This is a genomic window from Caballeronia sp. LZ035, assembly GCF_031451175.1.
GTDB lineage: Bacteria > Pseudomonadota > Gammaproteobacteria > Burkholderiales > Burkholderiaceae > Caballeronia.
The window spans coordinates 2,878,550-2,890,222 of the sequence record NZ_JARUXS010000001.1 but is presented as its reverse complement, the minus strand read 5'-3'; the positions used below and the strand labels follow the sequence as shown (position 1 = coordinate 2,890,222).

At 64.1% G+C, this 11,673-nt stretch carries 13 protein-coding genes; 8 read left to right on the top strand and 5 right to left on the bottom strand.

Translation table 11 applies throughout. The features are described from left to right. Positions 1–195: 195 nt before the first annotated feature. Entirely contained in the window at positions 196–534 is a 339-nt protein-coding gene (locus tag QCE88_RS13575) for a DUF4148 domain-containing protein (RefSeq protein WP_309902640.1), read from the bottom strand. A 464-nt stretch (positions 535–998) separates the two neighbouring features. Between QCE88_RS13575 and QCE88_RS13570 the strand changes: the two genes are divergently transcribed. Then, positions 999–1,289 (top strand): co-chaperone GroES, encoded by a 291-nt coding sequence (locus QCE88_RS13570; protein ID WP_061168960.1) that lies wholly within the window; start codon positions 999–1,001, stop codon positions 1,287–1,289. A 95-nt stretch (positions 1,290–1,384) separates the two neighbouring features. Continuing rightward, positions 1,385–3,025: a chaperonin GroEL gene (gene groL / locus QCE88_RS13565; protein ID WP_309833129.1), complete on the top strand. Its 1,641-nt coding sequence runs from the start codon at positions 1,385–1,387 to the stop codon at positions 3,023–3,025. A 118-nt stretch (positions 3,026–3,143) separates the two neighbouring features. Here groL and QCE88_RS13560 read toward each other — a convergent pair whose 3' ends face one another. From QCE88_RS13560 to QCE88_RS13550, 3 genes are read right to left on the bottom strand one after another with little or no spacing between them, the layout of a single operon-like run. After that, the gene (locus tag QCE88_RS13560) at positions 3,144–3,575 is read right to left on the bottom strand and encodes a hypothetical protein (RefSeq protein ID WP_309902638.1); all 432 of its coding nucleotides are present in this window, start codon (positions 3,573–3,575) and stop codon (positions 3,144–3,146) included. 28 nt (positions 3,576–3,603) lie between these two features. Next, on the bottom strand, positions 3,604–4,383 hold the full coding sequence (locus tag QCE88_RS13555; protein WP_309902635.1) for a DUF72 domain-containing protein: 780 nt from the start codon (positions 4,381–4,383) through the stop codon (positions 3,604–3,606). Between the two features lie 54 nt (positions 4,384–4,437). Next, positions 4,438–5,313 carry a hydroxymethylpyrimidine/phosphomethylpyrimidine kinase gene (locus QCE88_RS13550; protein ID WP_309903586.1) on the bottom strand — a complete coding sequence of 292 codons (876 nt, stop codon included), beginning with the start codon at positions 5,311–5,313 and terminating at the stop codon, positions 4,438–4,440. A gap of 313 nt (positions 5,314–5,626) precedes the next feature. Between QCE88_RS13550 and QCE88_RS13545 the strand changes: the two genes are divergently transcribed. Both QCE88_RS13545 and QCE88_RS13540 read left to right on the top strand, forming a co-directional pair. Next, positions 5,627–5,818, top strand: coding sequence for a rubredoxin (locus tag QCE88_RS13545; RefSeq protein WP_309809560.1), 192 nt, complete (start codon positions 5,627–5,629; stop codon positions 5,816–5,818). Positions 5,819–6,122: 304 nt separating this feature from the next. Then, a complete protein-coding gene (locus QCE88_RS13540) occupies positions 6,123–7,556 on the top strand; it encodes a hypothetical protein (protein ID WP_309902632.1) in 1,434 nt (477 codons plus the stop codon). Here the strand turns inward: QCE88_RS13540 and QCE88_RS13535 are convergent. Beyond that, a complete protein-coding gene (locus QCE88_RS13535; protein ID WP_309902630.1) occupies positions 7,553–9,049 on the bottom strand; it encodes a deoxyribodipyrimidine photo-lyase in 1,497 nt (498 codons plus the stop codon). The two genes, QCE88_RS13540 and QCE88_RS13535, sit on opposite strands and share 4 nt — an antisense overlap. A gap of 30 nt (positions 9,050–9,079) precedes the next feature. On the opposite strand from QCE88_RS13535, the gene QCE88_RS13530 reads away from it, so the two are divergent. From QCE88_RS13530 to QCE88_RS13515, 4 genes are read left to right on the top strand one after another with little or no spacing between them, the layout of a single operon-like run. Further along, the gene (locus tag QCE88_RS13530; protein WP_309833122.1) at positions 9,080–9,658 is read left to right on the top strand and encodes a YqgE/AlgH family protein; all 579 of its coding nucleotides are present in this window, start codon (positions 9,080–9,082) and stop codon (positions 9,656–9,658) included. Beyond that, positions 9,655–10,101 (top strand): Holliday junction resolvase RuvX, encoded by a 447-nt coding sequence (gene ruvX / locus QCE88_RS13525; protein WP_309902628.1) that lies wholly within the window; start codon positions 9,655–9,657, stop codon positions 10,099–10,101. The genes QCE88_RS13530 and ruvX overlap by 4 nt, the downstream gene beginning before the upstream one ends. Then, positions 10,088–10,603 carry a bifunctional pyr operon transcriptional regulator/uracil phosphoribosyltransferase PyrR gene (gene pyrR / locus QCE88_RS13520; protein ID WP_309902626.1) on the top strand — a complete coding sequence of 172 codons (516 nt, stop codon included), beginning with the start codon at positions 10,088–10,090 and terminating at the stop codon, positions 10,601–10,603. The genes ruvX and pyrR overlap by 14 nt, the downstream gene beginning before the upstream one ends. Positions 10,604–10,646: 43 nt before the next feature. Beyond that, positions 10,647–11,672: an aspartate carbamoyltransferase catalytic subunit gene (locus tag QCE88_RS13515; protein WP_309902624.1), complete on the top strand. Its 1,026-nt coding sequence runs from the start codon at positions 10,647–10,649 to the stop codon at positions 11,670–11,672. Position 11,673 lies beyond the last annotated feature (1 nt).

Genomic DNA, 11,673 nt, shown 5'->3' with positions numbered 1-11,673 from the left:
GGATCCGGAGTGTGAGTCAACGGCAGAGCCAAATTGTAGTGCCGTCGGACGGGACGATGAAAAAACGCGGTCTGCAAACATCGTCCGATCCGTGACTGACAGCGTGATGAACCGGCGTGCGCGGGCATCATCGTGGGTGAAAGCGCAAAACCCGGCGCGGGGCCGGGTTGGTTGCTGCTGCCTTCGCCAGAAGGATTACGGACGATTGAAATCGACCGGATTGGCGGCTTCGGGACGCACGACGCGATCCAGGAAGTTCAGCCGATGCGAATGACCCGCCGAAGAAGCGCCTTCGGGGGCGCCGCCGTACGCGTCGGCGTTGGCCTGGCTTGCACCGACCCGGGCTTCAGCAGCCTGGATGTCGGCCGGATAGGTGGTTTGATCGCCGACCGGGTTATAGCCGGCACGCTCGAGCTGGACTAGTTCGGCACGCACCTGGGCACGGGTGACGGGACCGTCTTCGCGGGCCTGGGCAAAACCGGGAGCGGCCAGCACGGCGGCGAGGGCAAGGGCGGGAACGATGGACTTCAACATGACGACCTCCGAATCTTGATTGGGGAAACGATGCGGCAGTAAGTAGCTGTTGTTGCTTGCTGTTGCTTCGTCGTTGAAGGCAGTCTAGTTCGCGGCGATCTAGGTAAAAACCCTGATTCGGATAAATCACAATTCTCGAATCGACATTAATCGCTTCAATCGGTGCTAGCTGACTCATAGATGGTGTCCTGGAGTTCCTGGAGGAAATGCGACGGTCGGTGAACCTTTTCGCGGCTGCCCCGGTCAAGACGAATCCGTGCGGCGCTAGCCAGTTGGCCGGCCGTTTCAAGGAAATTTTGCCGCTACGGGATTCCCCGCTCGTCCCCATCCTTGAAATTGTCAAATCCGGTCCATATAATTGGCACTCACCGCACGCGAGTGCTAACAAGTTTGCCGTCCCACGAGATCTTCCTCGCGAGACGGGTTTTCCAGCGTTTTCAGTCTCAATCAAGAGAGGAGTGTGTATGAACCTTCGTCCTTTGCACGATCGCGTCATCGTCAAGCGTCTGGATCAGGAAACCAAGACCGCATCGGGCATCGTGATCCCGGAAGCCGCGGCAGAAAAGCCGGATCAAGGCGAAGTCCTGGCCATCGGCCCGGGCAAGCGCGATGACAAGGGCGCGCAAATCGCCCTCGACGTGAAGGTCGGCGACCGCATCCTGTTCGGCAAGTACGCTGGCCAGACCGTCAAGGTCGACGGGCAGGAACTGCTCGTCATGCGCGAAGAAGACATCATGGCCGTCCTGGTCAAGTAAGCATCCTTCCCGCACATCCGGTTTCGCTCCTGGCCGCAGCCCTCCGGGCGCGCGTGGCGAAGCCGGAAATCTGAATCGAATCAAGGAGTCTGGATATGGCAGCTAAAGAAGTTATTTTTGGCGATTCCGCACGCGCCAAGATGGTCGAAGGTGTGAACATCCTGGCCAACGCGGTCAAGGTCACGCTGGGCCCGAAGGGTCGCAATGTCGTGCTCGAGCGTTCGTTCGGCGGCCCGACGGTCACCAAGGACGGTGTCTCGGTCGCGAAGGAAATCGAGCTGAAGGACAAGCTCCAGAACATGGGCGCGCAAATGGTCAAGGAAGTGGCTTCCAAGACCAGCGACAACGCCGGCGACGGCACCACGACCGCAACGGTCCTGGCGCAATCCATCGTCCGTGAAGGCATGAAGTACGTTGCCTCGGGCATGAACCCGATGGATCTGAAGCGCGGTATCGACAAGGCCGTTGCTGCCGCCATCGAAGAACTGCGCAAGATCAGCAAGCCCTGCACGACCAACAAGGAAATCGCGCAAGTCGGCTCGATCTCGGCGAACAGCGACACCTCCATTGGCGACCGTATCGCTGAAGCCATGGACAAGGTCGGCAAGGAAGGCGTCATCACCGTCGAAGACGGCAAGTCGCTGGAAGACGAACTCGACGTCGTGGAAGGCATGCAGTTCGACCGCGGCTACCTGTCGCCGTACTTCATCAACAACCCGGACAAGCAAGTCGCCGTCCTCGAAAACCCGTTCGTGCTGCTGCACGACAAGAAGGTTTCGAACATCCGTGACCTGCTCCCGGTACTGGAACAAGTCGCGAAGGCTGGCCGTCCGCTGCTGATCATCGCTGAAGACGTCGAAGGCGAAGCGCTGGCTACGCTGGTCGTCAACAACATTCGCGGCATCCTGAAGACCGTTGCTGTCAAGGCTCCGGGCTTCGGCGACCGTCGCAAGGCCATGCTGGAAGACATCGCGATCCTGACCGGCGGTCAAGTCGTCGCGGAAGAAACCGGCCTCACGCTCGAAAAGGCAACGCTGGCTGAACTGGGCCAGGCGAAGCGCATCGAAGTGGGCAAGGAAAACACGACGATCATCGACGGCGCTGGCGAAGCCGTGAACATCGAAGCGCGCGTGAAGCAAGTGCGCAAGCAGATCGAAGAAGCGACGTCGGACTACGACCGTGAAAAGCTGCAAGAGCGCGTGGCCAAGCTGGCCGGCGGCGTTGCAGTGATCAAGGTCGGTGCTGCGACCGAAGTCGAAATGAAGGAAAAGAAGGCACGTGTCGAAGACGCACTGCACGCAACCCGTGCGGCTGTGGAAGAAGGCATCGTGGCAGGCGGCGGCGTGGCGCTGATCCGCGCACGTCGTGCGATCGACGGCCTGAAGGGCGCGAACGCCGACCAGGACGCCGGTATCAAGATCGTTCTGCGTGCAATGGAAGAACCGCTGCGCCAGATCGTGACGAACGGCGGCGAAGAAGCGTCGGTCGTGGTGGCAGCGGTTGCTCAAGGTTCGGGCAACTACGGCTACAACGCGGCAACGGGCGAGTACGGCGACCTGGTGGAAGCCGGCGTCGTGGACCCGACGAAGGTCACGCGTACGGCGCTGCAAAACGCGGCATCGGTGGCAGGCCTGCTGCTGACGACGGACGCAGCTGTTGCTGAACTGCCGAAGGAAGATGCTCCGATGGCTGGCGGCATGCCCGGCGGCATGGGCGGCATGGGCATGGACATGTAAGCTGGCTTCGCGCCGGATTACATCGGCGCGAGTCTCGAAAGAGGCTCGCGTCATGCCAGAAAAAAAACCTGCAGCGATGCAGGTTTTTTTTCGTCCACGGTTTCCTGACACGACAAGGCTACTTGTTCATATCCTCGCGCAGCTTCTGCGCCGCGGCCTTGTAGTCGTACGTCGGATAGAACTCCGTGCGATATCCGCCCCACGCGGTGCTTTCTATCGCGCGATTTACCTCGCGCAGCCGGTCAGCCGGCACGCGCAGCGTCACCACCTGACCGATGCCCATCATCACGTACCACGACACCACTTCCACGCCCGGCGGCGGGAACTGCTTGAAGTAACCCTGCTCCTTCAGTTGCTGATTGATCTGCGGCAGCGTCTTTGATTCATCGTGCTTCAGGAAGATCGTCAGCAGAAAGGTGCCGTCGCCTGCGGGCGTAGCGGCGGGCGGCGGTGCGGCGTTCTGGGCCTGTGCGGGAATGCAGAGGCCGATCAGACCGGCCAGCAGCGCGGCGTCCAGGAAACGGGTGAGTCGGCCTGCCGGCTTGTGCATCGGATGAACCTCCGTCGTGTGCAACGCTTCAGACTTTGTGATGAATCCGCAAGCGCTCCATCAGATGCAGCGCATTGGGCTGGGCATGGCCTTCGGCTGTGTTGTCGAAGATGCACCAGACCTCGGCCGTCTTTTTGGCGCGAGCGTGCAGCGTGCGCGCCAGATCGTCGAGATAGGTGTAGTTGTAGGAAGACTTGTAGAGCTCCGGCGAACCATGCAGCCGCACATACACCAGCGAACCGTCCGCCCGATGCCGGATCTCGCAGTCATCGGGAATGGGATCGGCGTCGACATAAGCGATGTGATGCGCCTTCAGCAACGCAGCCGCGTGCGTCGTGAACCAGCCATGCTCGCGCGCCTCACAGGCAATCGGCAGGTCAGTGCGCGCACGCAGCGTCTTGAAAAAAGTCTCGGCGATGTCGTGATCGAACGGCAGGCTGGGCGGCAGTTGCACGAGCCAGCAGCCAAGCCGGTCGCCGAGTTTGCCGGCGGCGTGCAGGAATTCGTCGAGCAGCGCTTCGCTATTGACCAGCCGCGCTTCGTGCGTGATGGCCTTGGGCAGCTTGACCGAAAAGCGAAACGAGTCGGGCACGCTCTCCGCCCAGTGTGCGTAGGTTTCCGGCCGATGCGGCTTGTAAAAACTCGTGTTGATTTCGACGCACGTCAGCGTGTGCGCGTAGCGTTCGAGATGCGAGCCTTCGCCGGGGAAGCTGCTTGCAACGGCGCTCGACAGACCCCAGCCCGCGCAGCCGATGCGGATCGCGCCTTGTGGGCCGGGCTTGTGCAGGTGGGGCAGTCGGTACGGCATGCGTTCGCGAAGCCTCCCTCTTGGGGTTCACTGCAAGTGGTTCACTGCAAGAACTCAGTGCCGCGCTTCTCCCGGCAGGCCGGTGGAATCGTCGGACAGCGAGGATGCGTCGCCTTCCTCGTCCGCGTCATTCGAGCGCGCCCAGAAAAAGCGGTCCGGCAAATAGGCGCCCATGCCCGGACGAAAGGCGGCGCGCGCCGCCTGAAACACATATTCCTGCGCCTCGCGCGCGGCTTCCGCGGGCTCCTGGCCATTCGCGAGCAACGCGGCAATGGCCGAGCCCATGGTATCCGTCAGGCCCACGACGCGATGCACGGCGCGGTCCCACGTGTCCTGGCGCACTTGTCCCTCTTCGCTGTACAGCGTGATCACGTGCCGGTGCGTGCCCGCTTCCAGGGCCAGCACATACTCGCAGCCCTGCGACAAAAGGTGCGAAATCGCAGTATCCAGCGTGGGCGAGTCCGCGTCGCTGTCCGGTTGCGCAAGTTGCAGCAGCGTGGCGTGATCGGCGATCAGCATGGTGGTTTGCGGCACGAGCAGATCGGCCAGCGACTCGCGCAACTCATCCGCGGCGAGCACGTGCTCGTCGTCGAGGGTGAAGTCGGGGGCGAGGATCAGCGGGACGTCGTCGTAGTCGGAGACCACCTCGGCAATCGCCGACACGACTTCGGCCCGGGTCGCCGCGCCGATCTTGAACGCGGCCACCGGCATGTCCTCCAGCAACATGCGCGCCTGGGTTGCGACGGTATCCGGATCGAGGCCGGTCACTTCGTCGCAGGTCGCAGAGTCGCGCACCGCGTAACCGGTGAGTACCGTGACGCCGTGACAGCCCATGCTCGCGAGCGTCAGCAGGTCGGCCTGCAGGCCCGAGCCGCCGGTGGGATCCGAAAGGCCGAAGGTGAGTACGATCGGTGGGGAGTCGCCGGTCATGGCAAAAGCGGACATTGTGGTATTGGATTGCTTGGATGGACTTGGCGGCTCGAAGCGGGTCCGCCCGCGGGTGTTCGTGTTAACTGTTCGCGTGAAGCATTGCCCGCTCAGACACGCTCCGATTATGCGGCCTAACGCCGTCCGACTGTTCTCTTTGCGCACTTTTTTCCGACGCGCTAGCCTTCGCATGAAGCGGCCATGGGAGCGACAAGATTACAACCCGGCGTGCGGGCGGGACGCTTGCTAGGCATCACTACAGCAACACGGTACCATCTTGTCCTAATTTCAACCGACCAATCGACCCGGCCTGAGTATGGAACAGAGCGAATCTCAACACGAACCGCGCAGCTGGATGTGCCTGATCTGTGGCTGGATCTATGACGAAGCAGCGGGCCTGCCCGAAGAGGGCATCCCGCCGGGAACCCGCTGGGAGGACGTCCCGATCAACTGGACCTGTCCCGAATGCGGAGCCCGCAAGGAAGACTTCGAGATGGTCCAGATCTGACTTCATGTTTTGACGCGCCGCATGACCTCCGTCATGCGGCGCGCGTTTTTTGGCGCGGCGCCGGCTGAAGCGAAGCGCATCGCGGCCGGGCGAAGGCAGGCTAAGCGCCCGGGTCTGCGTCGTGTGGCGCGACGCGCGAGGCGTCAGCCACTTTCACGGCAGGCGCGCAGCAGAGATGCAGCATGCGCGGCGGCCGGACCTCCGCGCCGGCGTCGCATCCACCGAAGACGCAGTGACGCAGTTCAACCGCGTGCGGCGGCCCGACCGAGCCACGCGCCCACGCAACGGCTTGTGAGCGCCCGACATGACATCACGTCCCGATCTGCACGTTCCGTTCGAAGCCTTGCCCAATCCGCGCGGCGGATCGGTGCGGCTCGCCGAGATGGCTCTCACCGATGCCCAGCACGCGTTCCAGCGCCAGGGCGAAACTGGCGCAGCGCTGAAACGGGCGATTGCCGCGCTGCACTCGGCCGGCTGGCTGCCGGCGCAGCGTTTCGCGGAAGCGCTTGCGCTGGTCGCGCCGCTCGGCGATGAATCCGACGCCAATCGAGCGCGCATTGCGGACGCGATCGCCGTTTTCGGCGCCGCCGTGGAACGTCACAATTTGCGCGAACTGGCCTGCTCGACGGCGCTTTTCGATCACTATCGCGGGCTGCATGCGCTGCTCGCGGCGCATACACGGGTGGCGCCCGTTTCGTACGACGACCTGGCGCTCGCCGGCCGCGCGATCGCGCCGGCGACGCTGCGTGGCTTCGCGCCCGAGCGGCTCGCGCGCGTGCGGGCGCATTACGAGGAAGCGCTACTCAGGCTATTGCGCGGCCCCGCCGAAGAATCCACCGCTGCCTACGCCCGCCTGGATGCGTGCCTGGCCGATCTGCGCGGCCCCGATCCTTACGATTTCTGGCGCCTGGCGTCGTCGTGCGTCACGTCGTTGCGCGCGCGGGCCGAGCGTGCCGGTCCCGACGATAGCGCCCGACAAAACGCTCATGACGCCGACGCGCGTCGTCTCTACGCGCGCTTCAACCTCGTGCTGGCCGATCAGGCGCACGCGCTGACCTACGCGCCGCGCTCGCTGGTGCGCGCGACCCTCGCACTGCTGTGGCGCGATTTCGCGCTGTACGGCGCGGCGCCGGAGGAGGCGGAGCACGTCGATGTGCTGCGCGACTACGGTCTGACGGTCGCGTGGCACGTTGCGGCCACGCCGGCCTCGGAGGCCGCGTGGGAAGAGGGCGCGGCGCAGGCCGGCGAACTGGCCCGCGACGCCGCCACGCGCGATCTCGGCGTGCTGCGCGTGAACGCATCCGCCTACGAAGATTTCCTGCAGAGCGCGGAGACGTCGATCGAGGCGCTGGTCGAGCGGGGTGCGCAGGCGAGCGAAACCGGCACGGTGGATGAGGCGGCGGCGCTTGCGGCGGCGAATGCTTCGCACCGGCTCGGCGCGGCGGCGTGCGCGCTCGGGCTGGGCCACGTCGCGCTGCTCGCCGATACGCTCGGTCTCGCGTGGCGGCGCGTCGCGTATCACGGCGAGGCCCGCGGAGCAGCGCCTATAGCGCCTACAGCACCCACAGCACCGGAAGGCGCGACTCGCGGTCTCGACGCCACCGTGCCCGAACGTGCCGCGCACATGCTGCGTTCGATGCTGCATCAGGCGGCGGCGGGCATTGCGCCGTCGGAAGGGCGCGGCTCGATCGTCGCGCTCACCGCGATGATCGAGAAGCCGATGCCCGTTACGCGTTAGTCGTCATCGCCGGAACGGGGCTCGGCTGGCCGCTTGCCCGGCCCGCGCACCACGTCATAGCGCACGAGCGTACGTTTTCGCGCCGCATCGTGATCAACCACGGGCTGCGGATAATCCCCGCCAAGCGCGATCTTCGCGGCCTTCAGCGCGTCCGGTTTCGCCCGCCACGGCGCGTGGATGTCGCGATCCGACAGCCCGGCGATCTCCGGCACGTAATGGCGGATGAACTTGCCGGCCGCATCGAACTTCTGTGACTGCGTGACCGGGTTGAAGATGCGGAAATACGGCTGCGCATCGCAACCGCTCGACGCGGCCCACTGCCATCCGCCGTTGTTGTTCGACAGTTCGAAGTCGTTCAGCAGCGCTTCGAAATACGCTTCGCCGCGCCGCCAGTCGATGCCGAGATCCTTGGTGAGAAAGCTCGCCACCACCATGCGCAGACGGTTGTGCATATAGCCCGATGTGTTGATCTGCCGCATGGCTGCATCGACGAGCGGATAGCCCGTCTGACCGGCGCACCACGCGGCGAAGTCGGCCTCGGCGGCGTCGCCGGTTTCCCATTGGATCCGGTCGTACTCCGGCTTGAACGCACGATGATCCCCCGGCACGCCGACATGCGGGAAATGGTGCAGCACGGAGAAGTAGAACTCCCGCCAGATCAGCTCGCCGAGCCAGGTTTCGGCACCCTTGTCGCCGTGCCGTTGCGCATCGTGCGCGCTGCGAGCGAGCGCGCGAGCGGACACGGTGCCGTGCCGCAAATGCACGCCGAGATAGCTTGGGCCCTTCTGCGCGGGAAAGTCGCGCGTGCGGCCGTAATCGGTCATGCGCTCGCGGAAGTCGTCGAAGAGTTCATACGCGCCGCTCGTACCGGCGGGAAACGCCGGGCCACCCGCCTCCGCGAAGCCGAGTTGCGCGAGCGAGGGCATCGCGTGCTTCACGTCCGCAGGCGGCTTCGCCAGCGCCTGCAGATGATCCTCCGACGCATACGGTTTCAGCGCATCGGGCGTCAGCGTTGCAAGCCACTTGCGCTTGTACGGCGTGAACACGGTATAGGGCTTGTTGGCGCCGGTCAGCACGTCGTCGTGATCGAAGACGGCCTGATCCTTGAAGGTGAAGAACGCGATGTCGTCGCTGGCGAGCCGCTGCGCCACGGCTTCGTCGCGCGCCTTCGCGGACGGCTCGTAGTCGCGGTTGGCGAAGACCGCATTCGCGCCGCGCGCGCGCGCCAGCGCGGGAATCTCGTGCAGCGGCACGCCATGCCGCACGATCAGCGCGCCGCCAGCATCGTGCAAGGTGCGATTGAGTTCGACGCAACTGGCATGAATGAACGGCACGCGGCGGTCCTGTCTGGCCAGCGGCGCGAGGATTTCGCGATCGAAAACGAACGCGCACAGCACGCGGCGGCAGCGTGTAAGCGCGTGATAGAGTGCAGCATTGTCTGCCGCGCGCAGGTCCCGCCGAAACCAGACCAATCCCACATCGAAGTCGGCCATCTCGCAGCGCCTTTGTAAAAATCCTGAATTATGTCCAAGACTTCCGATCGCATCAATTTGACGAATCAGTTCCTGATCGCCATGCCAAGCATGGCCGATCCGACGTTCTCAGGAACCGTGGTCTATCTTTGCGATCACACCGAGAAGGGCGCGCTGGGTCTCGTCATCAACCGGCCGACCGACATCGATCTGCAGTCCCTCTTCAACCGCATCGATCTCAAGCTCGAAATCGAGCCGCTGGTTCACTTGCCTGTGTACTTCGGCGGTCCCGTGCAAACCGAGCGCGGCTTCGTGCTGCACGAAGCCGGCGAAGGCGAGCCCTACAGTTCATCGATGAGCGTGCCCGGCGGCCTCGCCATGACCACGTCGAAGGACGTGCTCGAAGCCGTCGCCAGCGGCACCGGTCCCGAACGTTTTCTGCTTACCTTGGGTCATGCAGGCTGGGGCGCGGGCCAGCTCGAGGAAGAAATCTCGAAGAACGGCTGGCTCACCGTGGAAGCCGATCCGCGCATCATCTTCGACGTGCCCGCCGAGGACCGTCTGGAAGCCGCGCTCTCGCTGCTCGGCGTGTCGCGTTCCATGTTGTCCGGCGAAGCAGGGCACGCATGAGCCGCGAAGCCACGCTGCTGGCATTCGACTACGGCGAAAAACGTATCGGTGTCGCCGTCGGCAATACGCTCACCCGTCAAGCACGCGCACTTCTCACGCTGGAAAACCGCAATCAGGACTATCGCTTCCTCGAAATCGGCAAGCTGCTGAACGATTGGAAGCCGAACGCCGTGGTGGTCGGCATGCCGATGCATCCCGACGGCACGCCGCACAAGATGAGCGGACTGGCCAAACGCTTCGGCAATCAGGTGAACGGGCGTTTCAACGTGCCCGTGCAATGGGTGGACGAACGCTATTCCTCCGTCGATGCCAAAGCCGACCTGCGTGAACGCGGCGTGCGCACCAACGCGCGCGGCCGCTTCGACGAGATCGATGCCGAAGCCGCCCGCATCATCCTTCAACAATATCTTGACGAACTAGCCGACGATCATGAGTTCCATTGACGCCGAGGCGCTGTACCGCGCGCTCGTCGAGCAGATTCGCAGTGCCTTGGGTCCCTCGCTCGACGCGCCCGACGGCGCCGTGCTCGCCGGCATCTACAGCGGCGGCGTGTGGCTGGCCGAGCGGCTTGCACAGGATCTGAAGGCGCCGCACATCGGCGTGGTGAACGTGGCGCTGCATCGCGACGACTACGCGAAGAAGGGCCTGCACAGCCAGGCGCGCCCCACTGAATTGCCATTCGACGTGAACGGCCGCCACATCATCCTGATCGACGACGTGCTGTCCACCGGCCGCACCGTGCGCGCGGCAATCAACGAGCTTTACGACTATGGCCGGCCCGCGTCGATCGACCTCGCGGTGCTCGCGGATCGCGGCGGACGCGAGATGCCGATCGCGGCGCGCTTCACCGGCGGCATGGTCGACGTGCCGGCGGGCGACACCCTCGTGCTGGCGCGCAACGCAAGCAACGCGTTCACTTTCACGACGGAACCGCGCGCGCAGTGACGCGCGGCTTCGAGCTTTCTCCAGAGAAACACCCGGGATCATCATGAATACGGCAACCCAGGGCGCGGACAGCGCGGCGAATCCCCCGGCTGAACCCTTCCGCTACGGCTTCCTCAAGGGCAATCCGCAGCTCACGAAGAACGGCGAACTCAAGCATTTGCTGACCATCGAGGGCTTGCCGCGTTCGATCGTCACGCACATCCTCGACACCGCCGAGCAGTTCGTGAGCGTGACCGACCGCGAAGTGAAGAAGGTGCCGCTGTTGCGCGGCAAGTCGGTGTTCAACCTGTTCTTCGAGAACTCGACACGCACGCGCACGACCTTCGAGATCGCGGCCAAGCGCTTGTCGGCGGACGTGCTGAACCTCAACATCAACGCGTCGTCGACGAGCAAGGGCGAATCGCTGCTCGACACGATCAACAACCTTTCGGCGATGCATGCCGACATGTTCGTCGTGCGTCACGCATCGAGCGGCGCGCCGTATCTGATCGCCGAGCATTGCGCGCCGCACGTGCACGTCATCAACGCAGGCGACGGCCGTCACGCGCACCCGACCCAGGGTCTGCTCGACATGTACACGATCCGCCACTACAAGCGCGACTTCACGAAGCTGCGCGTGGCGATCGTCGGCGACATCCTGCATTCGCGCGTCGCGCGTTCGGACATTCATGCGCTTACCACGCTCGGCGTGCCCGAAGTGCGCGCCATCGGTCCGCGCACACTGTTGCCCGGCAATCTCGAGCAGATGGGCGTACACGTCTATCACAATCTCGACGAAGGCCTGAAGGGCGTCGACGTCATCATCATGCTGCGCCTGCAGAACGAGCGCATGAGCGGCGCGCTGCTGCCTTCGGCGCAGGAATACTTCAAGAGCTGGGGTCTCACGCCCGAGCGTCTCGCGCTCGCCGCGCCCGATGCCATCGTAATGCATCCGGGACCGATGAACCGCGGCGTCGAAATCGACTCGCAGGTGGCCGATGGCCCGCAGTCGGTGATCCTCAACCAGGTGACCTTCGGTATCGCCGTGCGCATGGCGGTCATGGGCATCGTGGCCGGCAACAGTGACTAAG

What these genes read in the sequence shown, in the direction of transcription:
- QCE88_RS13570 (WP_061168960.1), top strand. Translation starts at nt 999, where the DNA reads ATGAACCTTCGTCCTTTGCACGATCGCGTCATCGTCAAGCGTCTGGAT.
- QCE88_RS13550 (WP_309903586.1), bottom strand. Translation starts at nt 5,313, where the DNA reads ATGACCGGCGACTCCCCACCGATCGTACTCACCTTCGGCCTTTCGGAT.
- QCE88_RS13575 (WP_309902640.1), bottom strand. Translation starts at nt 534, where the DNA reads ATGTTGAAGTCCATCGTTCCCGCCCTTGCCCTCGCCGCCGTGCTGGCC.
- QCE88_RS13545 (WP_309809560.1), top strand. Translation starts at nt 5,627, where the DNA reads ATGGAACAGAGCGAATCTCAACACGAACCGCGCAGCTGGATGTGCCTG.
- QCE88_RS13530 (WP_309833122.1), top strand. Translation starts at nt 9,080, where the DNA reads ATGTCCAAGACTTCCGATCGCATCAATTTGACGAATCAGTTCCTGATC.
- QCE88_RS13535 (WP_309902630.1), bottom strand. Translation starts at nt 9,049, where the DNA reads ATGGCCGACTTCGATGTGGGATTGGTCTGGTTTCGGCGGGACCTGCGC.
- groL (WP_309833129.1), top strand. Translation starts at nt 1,385, where the DNA reads ATGGCAGCTAAAGAAGTTATTTTTGGCGATTCCGCACGCGCCAAGATG.
- QCE88_RS13555 (WP_309902635.1), bottom strand. Translation starts at nt 4,383, where the DNA reads ATGCCGTACCGACTGCCCCACCTGCACAAGCCCGGCCCACAAGGCGCG.
- ruvX (WP_309902628.1), top strand. Translation starts at nt 9,655, where the DNA reads ATGAGCCGCGAAGCCACGCTGCTGGCATTCGACTACGGCGAAAAACGT.
- pyrR (WP_309902626.1), top strand. Translation starts at nt 10,088, where the DNA reads ATGAGTTCCATTGACGCCGAGGCGCTGTACCGCGCGCTCGTCGAGCAG.
- QCE88_RS13515 (WP_309902624.1), top strand. Translation starts at nt 10,647, where the DNA reads ATGAATACGGCAACCCAGGGCGCGGACAGCGCGGCGAATCCCCCGGCT.
- QCE88_RS13560 (WP_309902638.1), bottom strand. Translation starts at nt 3,575, where the DNA reads ATGCACAAGCCGGCAGGCCGACTCACCCGTTTCCTGGACGCCGCGCTG.
- QCE88_RS13540 (WP_309902632.1), top strand. Translation starts at nt 6,123, where the DNA reads ATGACATCACGTCCCGATCTGCACGTTCCGTTCGAAGCCTTGCCCAAT.